This window comes from Rhizomicrobium sp. (genome assembly GCA_037200985.1).
GTDB lineage: Bacteria > Pseudomonadota > Alphaproteobacteria > Micropepsales > Micropepsaceae > Rhizomicrobium.
The window spans coordinates 3,723,265-3,743,011 of record JBBCGJ010000001.1; the positions used below are offsets into that span (position 1 = coordinate 3,723,265).

At 67.7% G+C, this 19,747-nt stretch carries 22 protein-coding genes and 1 other RNA gene; 10 read left to right on the plus strand and 13 right to left on the minus strand.

Annotation, left to right across the window (positions count from 1 at the left end; all coding sequences use genetic code 11):
* Positions 1–10 precede the first annotated feature (10 nt).
* Genes WDN01_18390 through nudC form a run of 3 tightly spaced genes read right to left on the minus strand, consistent with a single transcriptional unit; the run spans position 11 to position 2,111 of the window.
* Positions 11–469: a GNAT family N-acetyltransferase gene (locus tag WDN01_18390; protein ID MEJ0028000.1), complete on the minus strand. Its 459-nt coding sequence runs from the start codon at positions 467–469 to the stop codon at positions 11–13.
* Positions 466–1,191, minus strand: a complete 726-nt coding sequence (locus tag WDN01_18395; GenBank protein MEJ0028001.1) for a hypothetical protein — start codon at positions 1,189–1,191, stop codon at positions 466–468. The genes WDN01_18390 and WDN01_18395 overlap by 4 nt, the downstream gene beginning before the upstream one ends.
* The gene (gene nudC / locus WDN01_18400; GenBank protein MEJ0028002.1) at positions 1,188–2,111 is read right to left on the minus strand and encodes an NAD(+) diphosphatase; all 924 of its coding nucleotides are present in this window, start codon (positions 2,109–2,111) and stop codon (positions 1,188–1,190) included. The genes WDN01_18395 and nudC overlap by 4 nt, the downstream gene beginning before the upstream one ends.
* Before the next feature lie 251 nt (positions 2,112–2,362).
* Here nudC and ffs point away from each other — a divergent pair.
* From ffs to WDN01_18420, 4 genes are all read left to right on the plus strand, one after another.
* Positions 2,363–2,457, plus strand: an RNA gene (gene ffs / locus WDN01_18405) — signal recognition particle sRNA small type.
* Between the two features lie 79 nt (positions 2,458–2,536).
* Positions 2,537–2,944: a hypothetical protein gene (locus WDN01_18410; GenBank protein ID MEJ0028003.1), complete on the plus strand. Its 408-nt coding sequence runs from the start codon at positions 2,537–2,539 to the stop codon at positions 2,942–2,944.
* Entirely contained in the window at positions 2,934–3,128 is a 195-nt protein-coding gene (locus WDN01_18415; GenBank protein MEJ0028004.1) for a helix-turn-helix transcriptional regulator, read from the plus strand. Before WDN01_18410 ends, WDN01_18415 begins: the two co-directional genes overlap by 11 nt.
* 41 nt (positions 3,129–3,169) lie before the next feature.
* Entirely contained in the window at positions 3,170–5,008 is a 1,839-nt protein-coding gene (locus WDN01_18420; protein MEJ0028005.1) for a DNA polymerase III subunit gamma/tau, read from the plus strand.
* Between the two features lie 95 nt (positions 5,009–5,103).
* Here the strand turns inward: WDN01_18420 and WDN01_18425 are convergent, their stop codons facing one another.
* Together WDN01_18425 and WDN01_18430 are read right to left on the minus strand one after the other, a co-directional pair.
* The gene (locus tag WDN01_18425) at positions 5,104–5,712 is read right to left on the minus strand and encodes a short chain dehydrogenase (GenBank protein MEJ0028006.1); all 609 of its coding nucleotides are present in this window, start codon (positions 5,710–5,712) and stop codon (positions 5,104–5,106) included.
* A 118-nt stretch (positions 5,713–5,830) separates the two neighbouring features.
* Positions 5,831–6,538 carry an HD domain-containing protein gene (locus WDN01_18430; GenBank protein MEJ0028007.1) on the minus strand — a complete coding sequence of 236 codons (708 nt, stop codon included), beginning with the start codon at positions 6,536–6,538 and terminating at the stop codon, positions 5,831–5,833.
* A gap of 61 nt (positions 6,539–6,599) precedes the next feature.
* On the opposite strand from WDN01_18430, the gene recR reads away from it, so the two are divergent.
* Entirely contained in the window at positions 6,600–7,202 is a 603-nt protein-coding gene (recR, locus tag WDN01_18435) for a recombination mediator RecR (protein ID MEJ0028008.1), read from the plus strand.
* On the opposite strand, the gene rmuC is transcribed toward recR, so the two are convergent.
* On the minus strand, positions 7,199–8,758 hold the full coding sequence (gene rmuC, locus WDN01_18440; protein ID MEJ0028009.1) for a DNA recombination protein RmuC: 1,560 nt from the start codon (positions 8,756–8,758) through the stop codon (positions 7,199–7,201). The two genes, recR and rmuC, sit on opposite strands and share 4 nt — an antisense overlap.
* A gap of 80 nt (positions 8,759–8,838) precedes the next feature.
* Here rmuC and def point away from each other — a divergent pair, with 80 nt between their 5' ends.
* The 3 genes from def (at position 8,839) to truA (ending at position 11,139) form a co-directional block, all read left to right on the plus strand.
* Positions 8,839–9,357 (plus strand): peptide deformylase, encoded by a 519-nt coding sequence (gene def / locus WDN01_18445; GenBank protein ID MEJ0028010.1) that lies wholly within the window; start codon positions 8,839–8,841, stop codon positions 9,355–9,357.
* Between the two features lie 125 nt (positions 9,358–9,482).
* The gene (gene fmt, locus WDN01_18450) at positions 9,483–10,400 is read left to right on the plus strand and encodes a methionyl-tRNA formyltransferase (GenBank protein ID MEJ0028011.1); all 918 of its coding nucleotides are present in this window, start codon (positions 9,483–9,485) and stop codon (positions 10,398–10,400) included.
* A 16-nt stretch (positions 10,401–10,416) separates the two neighbouring features.
* Complete coding sequence (gene truA, locus WDN01_18455) at positions 10,417–11,139, plus strand: tRNA pseudouridine(38-40) synthase TruA (protein ID MEJ0028012.1); 723 nt, start codon at positions 10,417–10,419, stop codon at positions 11,137–11,139.
* Positions 11,140–11,237: 98 nt separating this feature from the next.
* On the opposite strand, the gene murI is transcribed toward truA, so the two are convergent.
* Both murI and dapE read right to left on the minus strand, forming a co-directional pair.
* Positions 11,238–12,047, minus strand: coding sequence for a glutamate racemase (gene murI, locus WDN01_18460; protein MEJ0028013.1), 810 nt, complete (start codon positions 12,045–12,047; stop codon positions 11,238–11,240).
* Positions 12,044–13,207 (minus strand): succinyl-diaminopimelate desuccinylase, encoded by a 1,164-nt coding sequence (gene dapE, locus WDN01_18465; GenBank protein MEJ0028014.1) that lies wholly within the window; start codon positions 13,205–13,207, stop codon positions 12,044–12,046. Before dapE ends, murI begins: the two co-directional genes overlap by 4 nt.
* A 60-nt stretch (positions 13,208–13,267) precedes the next feature.
* Between dapE and WDN01_18470 the strand changes: the two genes are divergently transcribed.
* A complete protein-coding gene (locus WDN01_18470; protein ID MEJ0028015.1) occupies positions 13,268–14,140 on the plus strand; it encodes an SDR family oxidoreductase in 873 nt (290 codons plus the stop codon).
* Here WDN01_18470 and WDN01_18475 read toward each other — a convergent pair.
* The 3 genes from WDN01_18475 to WDN01_18485 all read right to left on the minus strand — a co-directional run bounded on the left by WDN01_18475 (position 14,137) and on the right by WDN01_18485 (position 16,342).
* Positions 14,137–14,700, minus strand: a complete 564-nt coding sequence (locus WDN01_18475) for a DUF805 domain-containing protein (GenBank protein MEJ0028016.1) — start codon at positions 14,698–14,700, stop codon at positions 14,137–14,139. The two genes, WDN01_18470 and WDN01_18475, sit on opposite strands and share 4 nt — an antisense overlap.
* A gap of 111 nt (positions 14,701–14,811) precedes the next feature.
* Complete coding sequence (gene dapD, locus WDN01_18480) at positions 14,812–15,636, minus strand: 2,3,4,5-tetrahydropyridine-2,6-dicarboxylate N-succinyltransferase (GenBank protein MEJ0028017.1); 825 nt, start codon at positions 15,634–15,636, stop codon at positions 14,812–14,814.
* A gap of 4 nt (positions 15,637–15,640) precedes the next feature.
* Complete coding sequence (locus WDN01_18485) at positions 15,641–16,342, minus strand: pyrimidine 5'-nucleotidase (GenBank protein MEJ0028018.1); 702 nt, start codon at positions 16,340–16,342, stop codon at positions 15,641–15,643.
* Positions 16,343–16,462: 120 nt separating this feature from the next.
* On the opposite strand from WDN01_18485, the gene WDN01_18490 reads away from it, so the two are divergent.
* Positions 16,463–17,707: a DUF2336 domain-containing protein gene (locus WDN01_18490; protein ID MEJ0028019.1), complete on the plus strand. Its 1,245-nt coding sequence runs from the start codon at positions 16,463–16,465 to the stop codon at positions 17,705–17,707.
* A gap of 108 nt (positions 17,708–17,815) precedes the next feature.
* On the opposite strand, the gene WDN01_18495 is transcribed toward WDN01_18490, so the two are convergent.
* Both WDN01_18495 and argB read right to left on the minus strand, forming a co-directional pair.
* Positions 17,816–18,844 carry a DUF1036 domain-containing protein gene (locus tag WDN01_18495; GenBank protein ID MEJ0028020.1) on the minus strand — a complete coding sequence of 343 codons (1,029 nt, stop codon included), beginning with the start codon at positions 18,842–18,844 and terminating at the stop codon, positions 17,816–17,818.
* Positions 18,841–19,740: an acetylglutamate kinase gene (gene argB, locus WDN01_18500; GenBank protein MEJ0028021.1), complete on the minus strand. Its 900-nt coding sequence runs from the start codon at positions 19,738–19,740 to the stop codon at positions 18,841–18,843. The genes WDN01_18495 and argB overlap by 4 nt, the downstream gene beginning before the upstream one ends.
* Between the last annotated feature and the right edge of the window lie 7 nt (positions 19,741–19,747).

A 19,747-nucleotide genomic window follows, 5' to 3' on the forward strand; every position in this document is an offset into this window, starting at 1 on the left:
GCGGTCGGGCTCAACGCTTGGCAGCCCGCCAGCGATAATACACCCGCGGCCCCGACCATCCCTCCTGCATGATCTCGTTCTCGCGCACGAAGCCCTCGCGCTCGTACCAGGCGATTGCCTTGGCGTTGCCGACGGCCGTCCGCAGCAGGATCTCGTCCGGCAGGTGTTGCCGCGTGAATGCAAGCAACGCCTTGCCGATGCCCTTGCCCTGATGCTCCGGCGCGACGAACAACTGGTCGAGATAGTTGTCGTGCGAGCGGAACGCCAGCATCGCCGCGATCCTGCCGTCCAGCTCGGCGACGTAAAGCTGCCAGCCTCGTGCGATCTCGTCCGGAATCCGCGCCCGCAGATCCGCCAGCGTCGCATCCCATCCGGTCGCCAGCCCGGTCGAGACATGGCTATCCATCCACACGCGGGCGACCGCGTCGAACTCGTGCGCGCGCGCCGGCCGGATGACGATGCCGCTCACAGGCAAAAGCTCTCTCCCACGAAGGGCAGTGCCAGCTTGGCGATCACGCGCTGCGAGGCGGCGTTGTCGCGATGGGTCGAATAGAACAGCACCGGGTGGCGCGGCAGAAGCGTGCTCCAGGCCGCCGTGACGGCCGCCGCCAGCCCGCGCCCGCGATGGGCTTGGATCGTGAACACGCCGACATCCGCGGCCAGCAACCCCTTGCGCGCCGCGAAGGCGATGGCCGCGAGTTCGCCCTCCGCCAGCGCGACGCACCACGGCTCCCAGAAATGGCTGAGGTCGGCGAAGCCGGCCTCGATCATGCCCTGCGGCATGCCTTCGCGTTCGATCCGCGTCCGCAGCACCTCGCCCTCCGGCGTGCCGCTGCGGACGAGCGCCGCCTCGCCTGTCCACCGCAGGCCGCGCGGCAGGCGGTGGATCGGGCCGTAATTGTGCCCGGTCAGCAGGTCGCTCCAGCCCACGATCTCGCGATAGGCGTCGGCGAAGCGCGGCACCGCGCCCGGCGCGCGGACCGGCGGCTCGCGCAAGATCAGTTCGTCGAACGCCCGCGCCGCGGCGTCGTCCACGTCCTCGCGGACATAGCCGATCCAGCCTTCCTCGCAGCCAGACATGAAGAGGAGCGGGCCTTGCGATCCCTCGGGATCGTTCTCGCACACGATCCGCCGGGCCGGCGTGAGGCGGAATCGCGTCGCGGCATGCAGGGCAAGAAGCGCGCGCGTCACATCGCTCCTTCCGCGAACGCCTTGATCAGGTGATGCGCGATGGCGACGGCGGGCGGCACCGAGATGTCGGGCAGCCGCTCGCCCGCGATCAGGCGCCGCGCCTTGTCGCGGTCGAGCCACATCGCATCGGCGATCTCCTCGCCGTCCGGCTTGAAGTCGCGGCTTTCGGCTTCCGCGAGGCAGCCGATCATCAGCGAGGACGGAAACGGCCAGGGCTGCGTCGCGTGATAATGCACCCTGCCGACCTTGAGGTTCACCTCTTCCATCAGCTCGCGGCGCACCGCATCCTCGATGGTCTCGCCCGGCTCCATGAAGCCCGCGAGCGCCGAATAGAAATTCCCCGGAAAGCGCTTGTTGCGCCCGACCAGGCAGGCGCCGTCGTGTACCGCCAGCATGATCACCACCGGATCGGTGCGGGGGAAGTGCTCGGAATTGCACGAAGGGCAGAGGCGTTTCCATCCCGCATCGGCGAATTCGCTGCGCGTGCCGCAATTGGCGCAGAAGCCGTGGCGGTTGTGCCAGTCGATCATCGCCTTGGCCTCGCCCATGATCGCGGCGTCGGGGATGGGAAGCGTGGCGGCGGCCGCGCGCGCATCGCGGAAATGGCCGAGCCCGGCCAGCGGCCCTTCGTTGGCCGGATCGCGCGCCGCCGAGATATCGAGCGCGAAGATCGCGTGGTCCTTCTCCAGGCCGAGGAAGATGCAAGGCGCGTCCGGCGCCGCCAGGGAATCGGCGAGCCCTGGCTTCAGGAGGCCGAGTTCGACCGGCGCGGCCGCCGTCTCCGGCCCGATGACGAAGGGTTGCAGCCGCCACATCGGCAGGATGAAGGACGACGCGTCGCGCCGCCTGGCGGCCATCCAGTCGGCATCGGTCCGCTTGACGCTCGCCCGGTCGAGGGGATTGCCGGTGAAGGGAATCATGAAGCACCCGATAGCTGTTCGCGCCATGGTAGGGCGGAGCGGCGCCAAGATGAAACCGGCAAGGCGACTCGCATTTTCCGCGGCGTCGCCCTATATCCCCGCCCGGAAGTCGGTTGGACGGACCGCTCGCCAACCCGGTCAGGTCGGGAACGGTGAGGGCCCCTTGGCGAGAGCCGACAGGCTCTCGCGGCCCGAACGCCGTAACGAATCCGCCGACTCGCATTTTTCGCGGCATCGCCCTATATCCCCCGCCGGAAGTCGGTTGGACGGACCGCTCGCCAACCCGGTCAGGTCGGGAACGAAGCAGCCGTAACGAATCCGATCCGGGTCAGCCGGCTTCCACCTCACCCAAAATTCGAATGTAAAGCACCCTTGACACGCCTTTTGCGGCCGCCTATGTAAAGGATGCTTTACAGGAGGTTTCCATGATTGCTGCTGTCAGACCGGTCAAATACGCCGCCCGTGCCTATATTCTCGAACTGATCTTCGTCCAGGCGCTCTACATCCTGGCCGCCGTCATACGGCCATGGCTGATCGCCCATGCCGCGAACGCCGACTGGGCGCTGGCGGCGCGGATCGTACCGGCGATTCCGATCTGGCTGACCTTTGGGGTGATCTGGCGCTACTATCGGCGGATCGACGAATTCGAGCGCCTGAAATTTCTCCAGACGCTGGCGGTCTCCTTCGGCGTCGGATCTTGCGTCCTGATCACCTACGCCGTCCTCTCCGACGCGGTTCCGTCGCTCGCCATCACCTGGGCCTGGCCCACGCTGGCCGTGTCCTGGGCCCTGACCACGGCGATCATGTCGCTGGCTCAGAACCATGCGAAATAGCCTTCCGGCGCTCCGGGCCGAGCGCGGCATGACGCAGGCCGCGCTCGCCGAGGCGCTCAACGTCTCGCGCCAGACCATCAATGCCATCGAGACCGGGCGCTACGACCCGAGCCTGCCCCTGGCCTTCGCTATCGCCGCGGTTTTCAACAGGCGAATCGAGGAAATCTTCCAGCCCCAGGCCTGAGATTCCGCGAGCGCGGCGGCCGGGCTTGCTATAGTGCCCCCATGGATGAAACCGACGAACCCGCCCTCGGACTAGGCCTCGAACCCGCGCCGGCCAAGGCGGAAGCCTACCGCGTGCTGGCGCGCAAATACCGGCCGCAGGATTTCTCCGGCCTGATCGGGCAGGAGGCGCTGGTCAAGACGCTGTCCAACGCCTTCGCCACGGGGCGCATCGCGCATGCCTTCATGCTCACGGGGGTGCGCGGCGTCGGCAAGACGACGACCGCCCGCATCATCGCCCGCGCCCTCAACTGCGTCGGCCCCGACGGCACGCGCAAGGAACCCACGATCCATCCCTGCGGGGTGTGCGAACCCTGCGTCGCCATCGCCGAATCGCGTCATGTCGACGTGCAGGAGATGGACGCCGCCAGCCACACCGGCATCGACGACATCCGCGAGATCATCGAAGGCGTGCGCTATGCCCCGGCCAGCGCGCGCTACAAGGTCTACATCATCGACGAAGTGCACATGCTGTCCAAGGCCGCGTTCAACGGCCTGCTCAAGACGCTGGAAGAGCCGCCGCCGCATGTGAAATTCGTCTTCGCGACGACGGAGATCCGGAAAGTTCCGGTGACCGTCCTGTCCCGCTGTCAGCGTTTCGACCTGCGCCGCATCGAGACCGGCGAGCTGGTCGGCCTGCTCTCGACCATCGCCGAGAAGGAGAATGTGAAGATCAGCCGCGATGCGCTGGCGCTGATCGCCCGCGCAGCGGAGGGTTCGGCCCGCGACAGCCTCTCGCTGCTCGACCAGGCCATCGCGCATAGTGGGGAGAAGAGGGGCGACGGCGGCGAGATCCCGGCCGATGCGGTGCGCGGCATGCTGGGCCTGGCCGACCGCGGCCGCGTCCTCGACCTGTTCGAAAAGCTGATGGGCGGCAGGATCGCCGAGGCGCTGGGCGATCTCGGCGAACTCTACGACCACGGCGCCGATCCCCTGGCGGTGATGCAGGACCTTTTGGAGATCGTGCATTTCCTCACCCGCGTGAAGGTGGCGCCCGGCGCCGAAGGCTTCTTCGACGGCGGCTCGGGCGAGGCCAAGCGCGCCGCCGCCATGGCGGGCAAGCTCTCCGTGCCGTCGCTGACCCGCGCCTGGCAGGTGCTGCTGAAGGGCCTCATCGAAGTGCGCGACGCGACGCGGCCGGTGGCCGCGTGTGAAATGGCCCTGATCCGGCTCGCCTACGCCGCCGACCTGCCGCCGACCGACAAGCTGGTGCGGGATTTACTCGACAACCCTCCCCTTGAGGGGTCCGCCAGCGGCGGCGTGCGGACGCGGAGCGAAGCGGAGCAGGGGTCGAAAAATTCGAGCGAAGCGAAGAATTTTTCGGGGAGGGGTCCGACCGCCGCCGCCAACCCCTCCCCGAAATTTGCTTCGCAAATTTCGACCCTCCCTCAAGGAGAGGGTGGAAAAAGTTTCGCGCCGAAGATCGAGGCGTCTGCTGCGCCGCAGGTTCAACTGCGCTCGCTGCAGGACGTCATCGCGCTGCTCGAACCGACCTCGAGCCTCAAGGTGAACCTCGAGCACAACGTCCACCTCGTTCACATGGAGCAAGGCCGCATCGAAATCCGCCCCACGCCCAAGGCGCCGACGACCCTGGCGGGCGATCTCTCCCAGAAGCTTTTCGCGCTGACCGGCCAGCGCTGGTCGATCTCGATCTCGCGCGAGGCCGGTCAGCCGACGCTCGCCGAGCAGAAGCGCGACGCCAAGGCGGCGAAGTTCGAAAGCGTGACGCAGGAAACTTTGGTGCGCGCCGTTCTCGACCGCTTTCCCGGCGCCGAGATCAAGGAAGTCCGCCGCATCGCCGACGAAGACGTCGCCGCGCCGACGCCGGAAGACAATTCCTGACACGTCATCGCCCGCGTCATGCGGGCGACCCAACTTGGCCGCGGGAAAATAGGTTGCCCGTATATGGGGAACTTCAAGTCGAAACGACTCTGGTCTCAGCTATCCGTCTTGTGAAGTTTGACGATCCGGCCGTTCATCGGCGTCGCGATGGCGCGCAGATAGGCGTTTGCGACCTCCGCCGCCGGCACCGGCGTGAAGCCGGGGAAGGCGGCGTAATAGGCGGTCGATTCCGTCAGCACCGTCGGGCTCACGCAGTTGATCCGTATTCCGCGCGGCAGCTCGGACGCTGCGCCCTTCACGAAGCCTTCGACCAGATGGTTGATCGTCGTGCCGATGGTGCATCCCTGGATGACCTCGTCGGTGAGCACGCCGGAGATCAGCGTGAACGACCCCCGGTCGGCGATATGGGGCAGCGCCGCGCGCACCAGATTGATCTGGCCCATGCCTTTCCCCTGGATCGAGCGCGCCCAATCCGCGTCGCTCGCCTGTTCCAGCGGCGCGGGAAACACGTCGCCGGCGGCGCAGGCCACGGCGTCGAACGCCCCGATGCCGGCGAACAGGCGGTCGAGGCTGGCCTTGTCGGTCATGTCCGCCCGATGCGCGCCGGACGAACGGCCGACCGCCACGATCACATGGCCGGCCTCCGCAAGCGCGGCCCGGACGGCTTTTCCGATGGTTCCGCTGCCGATGACGATGACGCGCATTGCCGATCCTCCGTGATCGCGGTTGTTGCACGCCGCAAGCAATGCCGGCGCGATGGCCTTCTGTCTGCTACCAAAAGGTATAATTGCACCGACCGCCGGAAGGGGCCGCCGAGGCGTCCTATAGAAAATTGTTCGGCCAGATCATCGTGCGCCACATATGGGCGACGGGCGAATTGTCGAAGCCGAGGCCTTCCTCCGGCTGCTTGAAGTGCCGGCCGATGACATCCTCGAATTCGCCCGGATCGACCGTGACCGACTCGTCGAAGGCATAAATGTCGTTCAGGCAGATGATCCGCGACGTCATGTACCAGCGATGCGCGCGCGCCGCCGCATAGGCCTTTTGCAGATATTCCGGCACGACATAGCCGGGCCCGAAGAACCGGTCATAAGCCGCCGGATATTCGTAGCCGACATCGGGATCGGGAAAGAACCGCAGCGCCTGGTGGTGCTGTATGGCCCAGCTCACTTCCGCGTCGACGTAAGGCGCCACCAGTTGCGCGCCCCAATAGCCGTGATCGCTGCGGATCAGCACGCCGTTTGCGATGTCGTGCAAGAGGCAGGTGAGCACGATCTTCTCGGAATGCCCCGCCTTGCGCGCCAGCATGGCGCTTTGCAGCAGATGGTTGACGGTGATCTTGCCGAAGCGCAGGCGGAAGAAATCCAGCAGCGTCGGCTTGGCCGGCATTTTGGGCAGCGCCGGATTGTCGCCCTGCATCATCACGACGCCGGGCTCCAGTTGCGCGACCACGGCGCGCTCGGCGCTGCATTCGCGGTCGCCGGCCGTTGCGATCGGCTGCGACAGAATAAGCCGGCGCGTGTCGGACATGGCGGTCTCCTGTTCGCGGGCGACCATGGCAAGATTCCGGCGGCCCTGCTAGATCGTCGCCATGACCAATTCCTCCATGGGGCCGCAGATCGAGCGGCTGATCCAGCTTCTCGCCAAGCTGCCGGGGCTGGGTCCGCGCTCGGCGCGCCGCGCCGCGCTGACCCTGCTCAAGAAGCGCGACCTTTTGCTCGAGCCCCTGGCGCTGGCGATGCGCGACGCGGCGGCCGCGATCAAGACCTGCGAGACCTGCGGCAATCTCGACACCACCTCGCCGTGTTCGCTGTGCCGCGATCCGCGCCGCGATTCCCATGTGCTCTGCGTGGTCGAAGACGTCGCGGACCTCTGGGCGCTGGAGCGCGCCGGCGTGTTCCGCGGCAAATATCACGTTCTGGGCGGCGCGCTTTCTGCGCTCGACGGCGTGACGCCGGAGCGCCTCAACGTCGCCGGCCTGGTCGGCCGCGTGAAATCGGGCGTCGACGAGGTCATCCTGGCGATGAACGCGACGGTCGAGGGCCAGACCACGGCGCATTATCTGATGGACATGCTGGCGCCGACGGGTGTCGCCGTCACGCGGCTGGCCCATGGCGTGCCGGTGGGCGGCGAGCTCGACTATCTCGACGAAGGCACGCTGTCGGCCGCGTTCAAGGCGCGGCGCAGTCTCTAGGCCGCCTCGCCATCGTCCTCGGCTTCGCTCTCCAGCGTTGCTTCATCGAGACCGAGCAGCGTTTGCGACGCAGGCCCCGGCGCCGCTTCGACATTGCGCAGCGCCCGGTTCATGGCCCGCGTCCGCGTGCCCAGCTTGTCGATCGTGTTGGTCGCGGCGTTGAGCTGGCGCTTGAGCGAATCCACCACCTTGCCGTGCGACAGGAACTCGGTACGCACCGCGCCCAGCATCTGCCACACCTCGCTGGAGCGTTTCTGGATCGCCAGCGAGCGGAATCCCATCTGGAACGCGCTCAACATGGACGCCAGCGTGGTCGGCCCGGCCAGCGTCACGCGGCAATCGTTTTGCAGATGCTCGAACAGGCCGGGCCGGCGCAGAGCCTCGGCCAGCAGGCTTTCGGTCGGCAGGAACAGGATCGCGAAGTCGGTCGTGACCGGCGGATTGATGTATTTTTCCGATACGGTCTTGGCGAAGCTCTTGATCCGCGCCTCCAGCGCCGCCGAGGCTTCTTCGACCGCCACGACATCGGCGCGCTCGGTCGCCAGCACCAGCCGCTCATAGTCCTCCTGCGGGAATTTGGCGTCGATCGGCAGCAGCACCTCTTTCTCGTCGTCGCGGCCGGTGAAGCGGACCGCGTATTCGACGCGCTCCAGGCTGTGCTCCTTGACCTGCGCGTTGCGCAGATACTGGTCGGGCGACAGGAACTGCTCGAGCAGCATGCCGAGTTGCACCTCGCCCCAGGTGCCGCGGGTCTTCACATTGCTGAGCACGCGCTTCAGATCGCCGACGCCGGTCGCCAGCGATTGCATCTCGCCCAGGCCGGAGTGCACGCGTTCGAGCTGCTCCTGCACCGTGCGGAACGATTCCGTCAGGCGCTGATCCAGCGCCGTTTGCAGCTTCTCGTCGACCGTCTGCCGCATTTCGTCCAGCTTGGCGGCATTCTCCTGCCGGATGGCGTCGAGGCGGCCCTCGACCGCGCTGCGCAAGATTTCCTGATCGGCGCTTTGCCGGTCCGTCAGCCCCTTGAGTTCGGCGGCGACCTTGTCCAACCGCTCCTGCTGCTGCACGCCCAGGTCGCGCGTGGTCGAAGACAGCGTGTCAGCGGTGCGCGTGTAGTTTCCGATCAATTCTTCGCGCAGCTCGCGGGCGGCGATTGTCTGGCGATCTGCGAACTCGTTCAGCTTGGTTTCGATGGCTTGGCGAAGAGCGTCGCGATTCTCGCCGGCGTCCTTGCCCATCTTGGCGATGTCGGCGTCCAGCTTCTGGCCGATGCCCACGATCGGCTGGCGGATATTCTCGATCGCGACGTCCAGGCGGTTCAGCAGCGCGTCTTGAAAGCGCAGGATCGCCTCGTCCAGTCTCTGCTTCACGGCGCGCGACTGCTCGGCATTGTCGGCGCGGACGCGGTCGGCCTCGGTCCGCACCGTCGCCGCGATGGCGTCGGCCGCGAGGGCCGATTGCGGCAGCTTGCGGCCCACGCCCAGGAGCAGCAGAAGCCCCGCCAGCGTCGCGGTCGCGCTGAACGCCAGCGTCAGATAAAGCAGGATTTGCGGCATAATCGGGTCCGGTTCGCGCGGGAATCGCCGGATTCTATCCTTGCTTGACCGCAGCCACTATCGTCCTTATTTGAGCGATCATGGCCGTACGACCCATCCTGACCGCGCCCGATCCGCGCCTCAAAGCCGTCTCGCAGTCCGTCGAGACGGTCGATGCCGCCACGCGCCGGCTGATCGACGACATGGTCGATTCGATGTACGCCGCCGACGGCATCGGCCTCGCCGCGGTCCAGATCGGCGCGCCCCAGCGCATCATCGTGATGGACCTCGACCAGCGCGAGGGCAAGAAGACCCCGCGCCATTTCATCAACCCCATCATCACCTGGCGGTCGGAGGACCTGGCGACCTTCGAGGAAGGCTGCCTCTCCGTGCCCGAGATCTGGGAAGACGTGGAGCGCGCCGCGCGCATCAAGGCGACCTATCTCGACCGCGACGGCAAGAGCCACGAGCTCGAAGCCGACGGGTTGCTCGCCACCTGCCTGCAGCATGAGATGGATCATCTCGAAGGCGTCCTGTTCATCGACCACCTCTCCAAGCTCAAGCGCTCCATGGCGCTGCGCAAACTGCAGAAGGCGAAGCGTCTGAAAGAGACGGGGTAGGCATGCGCCTTGTCATCCCGGAAGCCGCGACAGCGGCTATCCGGGACCCATCGGGACGCTGCACCATGGGTCCCGGCTCTGCGCGATGCTTGCGCATCGCTTGGCCGGGATGACAGGCTTGTAAAATGACCCTCCGCCTCGCCTTCCTGGGCACGCCCGATTTCGCGGTGCCGACGCTCGCCGAATTGATCGCGCAGGGCCACGACATCGCCTGCGTCTATTCCCAGCCGGCCCGCCCCAAGGGCCGCGGGCTGGAGACCGAGCCCTTGCCGGTCCATGCCCTGGCGCTCAAGCACAAGATCGCGGTCCGCACGCCGGTCTCGCTCAAGGACGCCGCGCAGCAGGAATTGTTCGCCGCCCTCGACCTCGATGTCGCCGTCGTGGTCGCCTATGGGCTGATTCTGCCCAAGCCGATCCTCGATGCGCCGCGGCTCGGCTGCATCAATCTGCACGGCTCGCTCCTGCCGCGCTGGCGCGGCGCCGCGCCGATCCAGCGCGCGATCATGGCGGGCGATGCCGAGACCGGCGTGATGACCATGCAGATGGGAGAGGGCCTCGACACCGGCCCCGTCCTGATGGCGGAGCGCACGCCCATCGGCCGCAAGACCTATGGCGCGCTGCACGACGAACTCTCCCGTCTCGGCGCCGATCTCATGGCCCGCACCCTGGCGGCGCTGGAGCGCGACACCATCGCGCAGACGCCGCAGGCGGAGGAGGGCGCGACCTATGCGAAGAAGATCGCCAAGCAAGAAGCCCGCATCGATTGGACCAGGCCGGCGCGCGAGGTCGATTGCCTGATCCGCGGCCTCTCGCCGATGCCCGGCGCCTGGTGCGAGGCGAAAGGCGAGCGCCTCAAGATACTCGACTGCGATCCGGCAACCGGCAGCGGCGAACCCGGCATGCTCTTGGACGACGCGCTGACCGTCGCCTGCGGCGACGGCGCGCTGCGCCTCACGCGCCTGCAACGTTCCGGCAAGTCCGCGATGAGCGCGACCGAGCTCCTGCGCGGCTTCGCGCTGCCGCGCGGCGCCGTGCTCGCCTGAGATGCCGCGCTATCGCTTGACCCTCGAATATGACGGCGCCGGCTTCGTCGGCTGGCAGCGGCAGGACAATGGCGCCTCGGTCCAGGGCACGCTCGAAGCCGCCATCGAAAGCCTGTCCGGCGAGCGCGTCACCGTGCACGGCGCCGGCCGCACCGATGCCGGCGTGCATGCGCTCGGGCAGGCGGCGCATTTCGATCTCATGAAGGACTTCGCCCCCGACAAGGTGCGCGACGCGCTGAACCATTTCGTCCGTCCCGCCGCCATCGCGGTGCTGGAGGCGGCTGTCGCCGCGCCGGATTTCCACGCGCGGTTCTCGGCGACGGGCCGCCACTATCTCTACCGCATCCTCACCCGCCGCCCGCCGCCGGTGCTCGACGCCGGCAAGGTCTGGCATGTCGTGCACGCCCTCGACGCCGAGGCGATGGACGCCGCGGCGCAGGCCCTGGTCGGCCGGCACGATTTCACGACGTTCCGTGCCGCCGAATGCCAGGCGAAATCGCCGGTGAAGACCTTGGACAAGCTCACCGTCCGTCGCGCCGCCGAGGAGATTCATATCGAGGCCTCGGCGCGGTCTTTCCTGCATCATCAGGTGCGCTCGATGGTGGGTTCGCTGAAGCTGGTCGGCGAGGGCAAATGGCGCGCCCGCGACCTCGCCGACGCGCTCGCAGCGCAGGACCGCGCCCGCTGCGGCCCCGTCGCCCCGGCGGACGGGCTGTATCTGGTGCGGGTCGACTACTGACCTTATGCCTGTCATGCCCGCGTAGGCGGGCATCCAGAGTCGCTTGCGGCCAAGACTGGATTCCCGCTTCCGCGGGAATGACAACCTGGAATCGGGTTCTAATTCTGCAAGTCGATCAACTCGACCGCGCCCGGATCGATCGGCTGTCCCAAGAATATCTCGCCCGCGCGCGCAAACCGGTCCGGCGCATCGGTGGCGAGGAAGCGGAGAGTCGGAGTCCCGCCCTCGCTTGCCAGCCCGCGCGCCGCGATCAGTTCGGCCACCGCCTCCGCCGTCGTGATCGCGCTGTCGACCAGCACGATGTCGTCGCCGGCGATCCGCGCGATGGCCTCTTTCAGCACCGGATAATGCGTGCAGCCGAGCAGAAGGCATTTCGGCCGCGGCAGCGTCGCCAGCAGGGGATCGAGATAGCGCCGCACCGCGAGTTCCACGAGCGGCCCGTCGGTCAGTCCCTCTTCCGCCAGCGGCACGAAAAGCGGGCAGGCCTGCTGCACGATCGGCACGTCGGAGCCTTCCGCCCGGATCGCGGCGCGATAGGCGCCGCCCTTCACCGTCCCTTCCGTCGCGATGACCGCGATGGGTCCGTCCGGCGCCGCCGCCAGCGCCGCCTTGGCGCCCGGCACGATCACGCCCAGGACCGGCAGCGGCGCCAGCGCCGCGGCGACCTCAGGCAGCGAGACCGACGCGGTGTTGCAGGCGATCACCACCATCTTCACGCCGCGCGCCACCAGCGCCTTCGACGCCTGGACGGCATAACGGCGCACCGTGTCGGCGCTCTTCGTACCGTAGGGAAGCCGCGCCGTGTCGCCCAGATAGACGAAGCTCTCGCCCGGCAGCCGCGCCATCAGCGCGCGCATCACCGTCAGCCCGCCCATCCCGGAATCGAACACCCCGATGGGCGCCTTCATCGCGGCGGATCGGCGAAATAGGCGTCCAGCACGCGCGCATAGAGCGCCGTCAGCGTCTCGATCTCGGCGACCGGCACGCATTCGTCGGCCTTGTGCATCGTGCCGCCGGGAAGACCCATCTCCACCACGGGGCAATAGTTCTTGATGAAACGCGCGTCGGAGGTGCCGCCCGTGGTCGACAGCTCCGGCGTCCGTCCTGTCACGTCGTGAACCACTCTGCTCAGCATCGCCGTGAAGTCTCCGGGCGTGGTGAGGAACGGCTCGCCGCTCGCATGCGCGCTCACCGCGATCTCGACGCCGCGCGCCGCCGCGACCCTTGCCGCCTCGGCTTCGATATGCGCGACCAAGTCGGCGCTTTTGTGGCGGTCGTTGAAGCGGATGTTGAAACCCGCGCGCGCCTCGGCCGGAATGACGTTGGTCGCGGGATTTCCGACATCGACGGTGGTGAAGGCCAGCGTCGAAGGATCGAAATGCTCGGTTCCCTCGTCGAGTTTCCAGGCCGCCAGCGCGGCTACCAGTTCCGCCAGCGCCGGGATCGGATTGTTCGCCTTCGCCGGATAGGCGGCATGGCCCTGCGTGCCGGTGACGGTCAGCTTCACGTTCATCGTGCCGCGCCGGCCGATCTTCAGCACGTCGCCGGTCGCCGCCGTCGCGGTCGGCTCGCCGACGATGCAGTGATCGAGACGCTCGCCCTGTTCCGCCAGCCATTGCAGCACGCGCTTGGTGCCGTTGACGTTGGTCGGGCCTTCCTCGTCGCCGGTGATGAGCAGGCTGATCGAGCCGTGAGGCTTGCCGCTCGCGATGAACCGCGCCGCCGCCGCCGCGAAGCAGGCCACCGCCGTCTTCATGTCGACCGCGCCGCGGCCATAGAGCGTGCCGTTCTCGATCGTCGCGCCGAAGGGATCGTGCTTCCACAATTTGGCGTCGCCCGGCGGCACCACGTCGGTGTGTCCGGCGAAGCAGAAATTCGGTCCCTGCGTTCCGATGCGCGCATACAGGTTCTCGACCGCCGCCGTGCCGTCCGCCTGAAACCGCAGCCGCGTGCAGGTAAAGCCCAGCGGCGTCAGCGCCGCTTCCAGCACGCCCAGCGCGCCGCCGTCCTCCGGCGTGACGGAGCGGCAGCGGATCAGGGCCTGGGAAAGGGCGACGGGATCGGTCATCGGTTGCGATGTACGCGCGCCCCTCGCTATGGTCAATCAAGGCAAATTCGGGAGGTTCGCATGGCCGGTCGTCTGGAAGGCAAGGTCGCCGTCGTCACCGGCGCGGCGAGCGGCATCGGCCGCGCCACGGTCGATCTCTTCGTCGCGGAAGGCGCGCGCGTCGTCGCCGCCGACATCCAGGACGACAAGGGCGCCCGCATCGAGGAGGACCACAAGGGCATGGCGCATTACGTCCGTTGCGACGTGACGCGGGAAACGGACATCGCGGCCGCCGTCGCCGCCGCCAAGCGGCATTTCGGCCGCCTCGACGTGCTGTTCAACAATGCCGGCACCGGCGGCGCCAACGATCCGGCCGACGGCGTCACGGCGGAGGGCTTCGATTCCGTCATGCACCTGCATGTCCGCGCCGCCCTGTTCGGCATGAAATACGCCGTGCCCCTGATGCGCGCGGCGGGCGGCGGCGCGATCATTTCCACCGCCTCGGTCGCCGGCATCCGCACCGGCTACGGCCCGCTGCTCTATTCCATCGCCAAGGCCGCCATCGTGCACATGACCCATGCCGCCGCGGCCCAGCTCGGGGCGGAGAATATCCGCGTCAACTGCATCTGCCCGGGCGTGATCGCCACCAACATCTTCGCCCATGCCATGGGAATCCCCAGCCAGATCGGCGAGACGCGAATCGAGGCCATCGCGGAGGCCGGCGCGGCCCTGCAGCCGATCCCGCGCGGCGGCCGCGCCCGCGACATCGCCGAGGCCGCGCTCTATCTCGCGTCGGACGGCGCCAGCTTCGTCAACGGCCATGCCCTGGTGGTCGATGGCGGCCTGACGCTGGGGCCGACCGGCATGGCGCAGATGGCGGTCTACGCGCCCATCGTGCAGGCGCTCGGCGTCGACGCGGACGCCATCGCCGCCGCGGTGCAGGCGCGCGGTTAGCGCCCCGCCAGCGGATCGGGCCCGAAGCGGTTGTCGCCCGCCGTGCCGCGCAGGATGTAAAGCTCGACGAAGGCCCACAGCCCGATGATCGTCGCCGCGCCGCGCGCGATCAGAGCCAGCGGCGACTGGACCGGCGGTGGCGGCGGCGGCAGATTGTTCTGCGCCGCGTGCATCGCCGCGCCGATATTGGCGAACATCTCCGGCATGGCCATGATGGTCGGTATCTGCAGCACCGCCGGAAGCAGGAAGAACACGATCAGCCACCATGCGCTCCGGTTGCGGTCGTGCAGCCGCTTGGTCGCCACCGCAAGGCCGATGTAAAGGCCGATCAGGTACAATACGCAGAAGACGATGCCGAAGGTGTGCGCCTGCGGCGTCGCGACGACGGCCGACAGCGTCGTCTGCTCCTGGGCCAGCGCGACGATTGCCTGAAGGCCGATCGTGTAGACGAACACGACGCAGACCAGCGCGACATGAACCGCGCTCACCAGCAGCACGGCCCATTGCTTGGCGCGATTGATGCGGCCGGAAAAGCCGAAGAGATAATGACCCAGACCCATGGAAAGCCCCCGCCTTCGATGGCGGCAGTATCGCCCGCCGCGGCGGTCGCGTGAAGGGTTAACGGCCTCAAATAGCGAAGCGATAGGCCGAATAAATCATGCTGCGCCGCGTCAATCGCGCAACAGCTCGTTGATCGCGGTCTTGGACCGTGTGCGCGCGTCCACCGTCTTGATGATGACACCGCAATAGAGCGACGGCTTGCCAAGCCCGCCGCCGATCGAGCCCGGCACCACGACGGAATAGGGCGGCACCCGCCCGGTCACGATCTCGCCCGTGTGACGGTCGACGATCTTGGTGGTCGAGGTCAGGAACGTCCCCATCGCCAGCACCGATCCCTCGCCGACGATCACGCCCTCGGCGACTTCGGAACGCGCGCCGATGAAGCAATTGTCCTCGATGATGGTCGGCGCCGCCTGCAACGGCTCCAGGACGCCGCCCAGCCCCGCGCCGCCGGAAATGTGGCAATTGGCGCCGACCTGGGCGCAGGAGCCGACCGTCGCCCAGGTGTCGATCATCGTGTTCTCGCCGACATGGGCGCCGACATTGACGAAAGACGGCATCAGCACGACGCCCCTGGCGATGAAGGCGGAGCGCCGCACGATCGCCCCCGGCACGGCGCGGAAGCCCGCGGCCTGGAAGCGGCCTGCGTCCCAGCCGGCGAATTTCGAATTGACCTTGTCCCACCACGACGCCTCGCCCGGCGCCCCTTCGATCAGCTTCATCGCGTTCAGCCGGAAGGACAGCAGCACCGCCTTCTTCAGCCATTGATGGACGACCCATTCGCCCGCGCGCTTCTCCGCGACGCGCGCGCGCCCCGCGTCGAGGTCTTCGAGCGCGGTCTCCACCGCCTCGCGCACTTCGCCCTTGGTATTGGCGTTCAGCGCGTCGCGGTTCTCCCACGCCGCGTCGACGATGCGGGCGAGTTCCTGGGCCATGGGTTCAGATCCTGATCGATTGCAAGAAGGTCGGAAGATGGTCCGTCTCGTGATCGATGTGAAGCTCGGGATTGTCGATCCGCCAATAGGACTGGCCCTTGCCGTCGTTGAACCACACCGTGGTCATGCCCAGCGCCCTGGCGGGCACCAGATTCCTGGGCGAATCGTCGAACAGCGCGGCGCGGCCGGGATCGAACCGGCCGCGCGCCAGCAGCGCGTCATAGGCCGGCGCCTTGGGCTTGGGCACGAAGCCCATCGCCTTGGCGTCCACGATGGCGTCGAACAGATCGTCCACCCCCAGCCGTGTCAGCACCGCATGGGCGAAGCGGCCGCAATTGTTGGTGAAGACCAGGCGCCGGCCGGGCAGCCGCAACAATCCGGCGCGCAAGCCGGCGTCGGGCATCAGCTCCAGCGCCTCGATGTCGTTGATGTCGTCGTGATATTCGTCGGGGTCGATCTTCTGATGGACCATCAGCCCGGCGAGCGTGCTGCCATATTCCTTCAGATAGTGCTTCTGCATCTCCCAGGCGGCGGCGCGCGGCAGGTCGAAATGCCGCTGGACATAGCGGCAGATGCGCTCCTCCATCTCGGCATGCTGGGCCTCGTTGAAGGTGTAGAGCGTGTGGTCGAGATCGAAGACCCAGGTCTCGACATGGGAAAAATCGGGACCGGGGATGTTGTCGTCGACGGCGGCTGCGCTACGCATGGCGCGACCTTGGGCGAAGCCGCGCCGGCAGGCAAGCATCGTAAGGCTTCCTCAACCACGTCTCTTAAACGAAGGTAAACCGCGCCGGCCGACTATCGCGGGTCAGGGAGAAGACCGGCGATGGGACGGGAAGCCGCCAAGACGCCTGCCATGACGCGCGACGAGGCCCTTGCGCGGCTGGAGACGCGCGCCCAGGCGGCGCAGAGCGAACTGGCCGGCCGCACCGATGCCGGCCCGAAGGTCCTGACCTATCTGGCCGAGAACGGCGCGCCCGCCACGCGTCGCGCCGTGGCCGCGAACATCGCCGCGCCCGCCCAGGCCAATCGCCGCCTGGCCGATGACGACGACGACGACGTCCGCGCCGAACTCGCCCGCAAGGTCGCCCGGCTGATGCCCAGCCTCTCGGCCGCGGAAGGCGCGCATGTCCATGCGCTGACCGTGGAGACGCTGGAGCGTCTCGCCCGCGACCAGGTTCCGCGCGTCCGCGCCGTCCTGGCCGACGCGGTCAAGACGCTCGACTGCATCCCGAAATTCATCGTGCTCACCCTGGCGCGCGATCTCGACGCCATCGTCGCCGCGCCGATCCTCGAATATTCGCCGCTGCTCTCCGACGCCGACCTGATGGAGGTCATCGCCGCCGCCAAGGCGGAGGAAGTCCTCGCCGCCATCGCCCGGCGCAGTCCGGTGAGCCCGGCGGTGTCCGAGGCCCTGGTCAGCTCGCTCGACATCCCGGCGATCGCCGCCCTGCTCGCCAATCCCGATGCGAGGATCCGCGACAAGACGCTCGACGACATCGCCGCCCAGGCCGAGAAGATCCAGTCCTGGCACGTTCCCCTGGTCCTGCGCGCCGATCTGTCCAAGCGCGCCATCCTGCGCATCGCCACCTTCGTCGGATCGAGCCTGATCGAGCAGCTCGTCACCCGCTACGGCCTGGACGCGGACATCGAGCACCAGCTCAACAAGGAATTGCGCGCGCGCCTGGCCGAAGAGGCGCGGCCCGCATCCTCGGCGACCGATCTGGCGGTGCGCGACGTCGCGGCGGCGCGCGCGGGCGGCAAGCTCGACGAGGCTTTCGTCGAGCAGGCGGCCAATGCCGGCCAGCGCGACGCGGTCGCCCTGGCGCTGGCGGAGCTTGCCCGCGTGCCGGACGCGACGGTGCGCAAGATCCTCGCCTCGCGCTCGGCCAAGCCGCTCGTCGCGCTGGTCTGGCACGCCCGGCTCAGCATGCGGCTGGCCTTCAAGATACAGAGCTTCGTGATGAAGCTTCCCGCCGGCGAATTGCTGCCCGCGCGCGCCGGCGTGCACTTCCCCATGACCGAAGACGAGATGCGCTGGCACCTGGGCTATTTCGACGTCGCGGCGTAGTGGGGCTCATCGTCCCAATTCCAGATTGTCATGCCCGCGCAGGCGGGCATCCGGCGACTGGGCGCTGCCAAGACTGGATGCCCGCTTTCGCGGGCATGACAGTTTAGGTCACTTCCCCGGCCGGCGCGGCGGCGTCCGGATCATCCCCGTCTCGCCGATATGGACGGCATAGCCGCTGAGCCCCTTCACCCGCGTCTCGGCGAAGCCCAGCTCGGTCAGTCCGCGATTGGAGCAGCGGCCGCGGCCCTGGATGTCGAATTCGATATCGGCGACGCAGAATTTGTTGGGCCCGCTCACCACCGGCGGCCCGCCGATCTTCTGCACGAAGAGAAAGACCGAATCGAGCGCGCTCAGATCGGCCATCACCCGGGCGCAGCTGCCCGCCGCGATCTTCCACCAGCCATGGCTGACCCAGTCGTTGCGCAGCTTCTGTCCCGTCGCCGCCGCGACCGCCTTGGCCGTGTCGTTGCACACCGCATAGCCGGCGGGCGTCGCGTTCTTCAGCGCCTCGGTCTCCAGCGCGTCGAACATGTCGGCGACGGTGGCGGTCGGCGCCAGCCTGAGCTTCTTGCGGAAATCGACGAGTGCGGCGTCGGTCGCCTTGTTCGGCGCGGCATCGATCGCGGGGATGCGATAGCCGGTGTCGCGCAGGAGCCGCTTGAGGCCCGCGAGCTGCGCCTGCGGCAGGCTCGCGAGCTGCGGCGTCTCGCTGAAGGTGGCGGTCCAGGATTTGAGGTGGTGGGTGTCGACGGTGGCGAAGGGCAGTTCGAAGAAATCGTCGGTCGCGCAATGCGTCTGGTTCATCGTGTCGCGATTGGTGAAATTGGTGTCCTTGACGCAGATCTGGACGTTGCCGCCCCAGGCGCGCTGCGCCCCCGAATGGGCCTGCGACGAGCGGGCATAGAGATAATAGGTCGGCGCGGTCAGGTCGCCCGGCAGCACGGCCTGGCACGTTCCCGGCGTCACGCGCGACCAGCCCTGGGCGGCGACGCCGCCGGGCACCGCCATGCCCGTCGCGGCATAGAGGACGTAGGAGGTGCGATTGCACAGCGTCAGCGCGGCGCGCGACGGGCTCGCGAACAGCGAACATCCGAGCGCGAGCAGAAGGGCCGGAAGGCAGCGCGCCAGCACCTTCATTCGGCGGTGATCAGCGTACCGGCGCCGTGCTCGGTGAAAAGTTCGAGCAGAAGGACGTGCGGGATCCGTCCGTCCAGGATGACGGCGGCGTGCACGCCGCCCTCGACCGCGTCGATCGCCGTCTCGATCTTGGGGATCATGCCGCCCTTGATGATGCCCTGGGCGATCAGCGCGCGGGCTTCTTCCACCGTCAGGCGCGGGATCAGCTTCTTCTCCGAATCCAGCACGCCCTCGACGTCGGTGAGCAGGATCAGGCGCTCGGCCTTCATCGCGCCGGCGATGGCGCCCGCCACGGTGTCGGCGTTGATGTTGTAGGTCTCCCCCGCCTCGCCCACGCCGATCGGCGCGATGACGGGAATGATCTCGGACCGCATCACGGTGTGCAGCACGTCGGGGTTCACGCGCTCCGGCTCGCCGACGAAGCCCAGATCGACGCCGTTCTTGACGAGCTTGCGCGCCAGGAGCAGCGTCGAATCCTTGCCCGACAGGCCGATGGCGCGCCCGCCCGCCGCGTTGATGCTGGTGACGATCTGCTTGTTGATCGATCCCGTCAGCACCATCTCGACCACGTCGATCGCCGCCTGGTCGGTGACGCGCAGCCCGTCGACGAAGGTGGACGGGATCTGCAGCTTGCTCAGCATCGCGCCGATCTGCGGCCCCCCGCCATGCACCACGACCGGATCGATCCCGGTCTGTTTCATCAGCACGATGTCCTGCGCGAAATCCGCCGCCGTGCCGCCCCCCGCCATGGCGTTGCCGCCGAATTTCACGACGATGGTCTTCTGGTCGTATTTCAGGATGTAGGGCAGCGCCTCGACCAGGACGCGCGCGGTCGAACGCCAGCGCGCCATCACGCGCAGATTGCGTTCCTGGCCGAACTCGTCGGTGAGCGCCATATGCCTA

Bases quoted from the DNA above. Each gene is read 5' to 3' on its own strand.
- nudC (MEJ0028002.1), bottom strand. From the start codon at position 2,111: ATGATTCCCTTCACCGGCAATCCCCTCGACCGGGCGAGCGTCAAGCGG.
- WDN01_18410 (MEJ0028003.1), top strand. From the start codon at position 2,537: ATGATTGCTGCTGTCAGACCGGTCAAATACGCCGCCCGTGCCTATATT.
- WDN01_18415 (MEJ0028004.1), top strand. From the start codon at position 2,934: ATGCGAAATAGCCTTCCGGCGCTCCGGGCCGAGCGCGGCATGACGCAG.
- WDN01_18420 (MEJ0028005.1), top strand. From the start codon at position 3,170: ATGGATGAAACCGACGAACCCGCCCTCGGACTAGGCCTCGAACCCGCG.
- WDN01_18425 (MEJ0028006.1), bottom strand. From the start codon at position 5,712: ATGCGCGTCATCGTCATCGGCAGCGGAACCATCGGAAAAGCCGTCCGG.
- WDN01_18430 (MEJ0028007.1), bottom strand. From the start codon at position 6,538: ATGTCCGACACGCGCCGGCTTATTCTGTCGCAGCCGATCGCAACGGCC.
- recR (MEJ0028008.1), top strand. From the start codon at position 6,600: ATGACCAATTCCTCCATGGGGCCGCAGATCGAGCGGCTGATCCAGCTT.
- rmuC (MEJ0028009.1), bottom strand. From the start codon at position 8,758: ATGCCGCAAATCCTGCTTTATCTGACGCTGGCGTTCAGCGCGACCGCG.
- def (MEJ0028010.1), top strand. From the start codon at position 8,839: ATGGCCGTACGACCCATCCTGACCGCGCCCGATCCGCGCCTCAAAGCC.
- fmt (MEJ0028011.1), top strand. From the start codon at position 9,483: ATGACCCTCCGCCTCGCCTTCCTGGGCACGCCCGATTTCGCGGTGCCG.
- murI (MEJ0028013.1), bottom strand. From the start codon at position 12,047: ATGAAGGCGCCCATCGGGGTGTTCGATTCCGGGATGGGCGGGCTGACG.
- dapE (MEJ0028014.1), bottom strand. From the start codon at position 13,207: ATGACCGATCCCGTCGCCCTTTCCCAGGCCCTGATCCGCTGCCGCTCC.
- WDN01_18470 (MEJ0028015.1), top strand. From the start codon at position 13,268: ATGGCCGGTCGTCTGGAAGGCAAGGTCGCCGTCGTCACCGGCGCGGCG.
- WDN01_18475 (MEJ0028016.1), bottom strand. From the start codon at position 14,700: ATGGGTCTGGGTCATTATCTCTTCGGCTTTTCCGGCCGCATCAATCGC.
- dapD (MEJ0028017.1), bottom strand. From the start codon at position 15,636: ATGGCCCAGGAACTCGCCCGCATCGTCGACGCGGCGTGGGAGAACCGC.
- WDN01_18485 (MEJ0028018.1), bottom strand. From the start codon at position 16,342: ATGCGTAGCGCAGCCGCCGTCGACGACAACATCCCCGGTCCCGATTTT.
- WDN01_18490 (MEJ0028019.1), top strand. From the start codon at position 16,463: ATGGGACGGGAAGCCGCCAAGACGCCTGCCATGACGCGCGACGAGGCC.
- WDN01_18495 (MEJ0028020.1), bottom strand. From the start codon at position 18,844: ATGAAGGTGCTGGCGCGCTGCCTTCCGGCCCTTCTGCTCGCGCTCGGA.
- argB (MEJ0028021.1), bottom strand. From the start codon at position 19,740: ATGGCGCTCACCGACGAGTTCGGCCAGGAACGCAATCTGCGCGTGATG.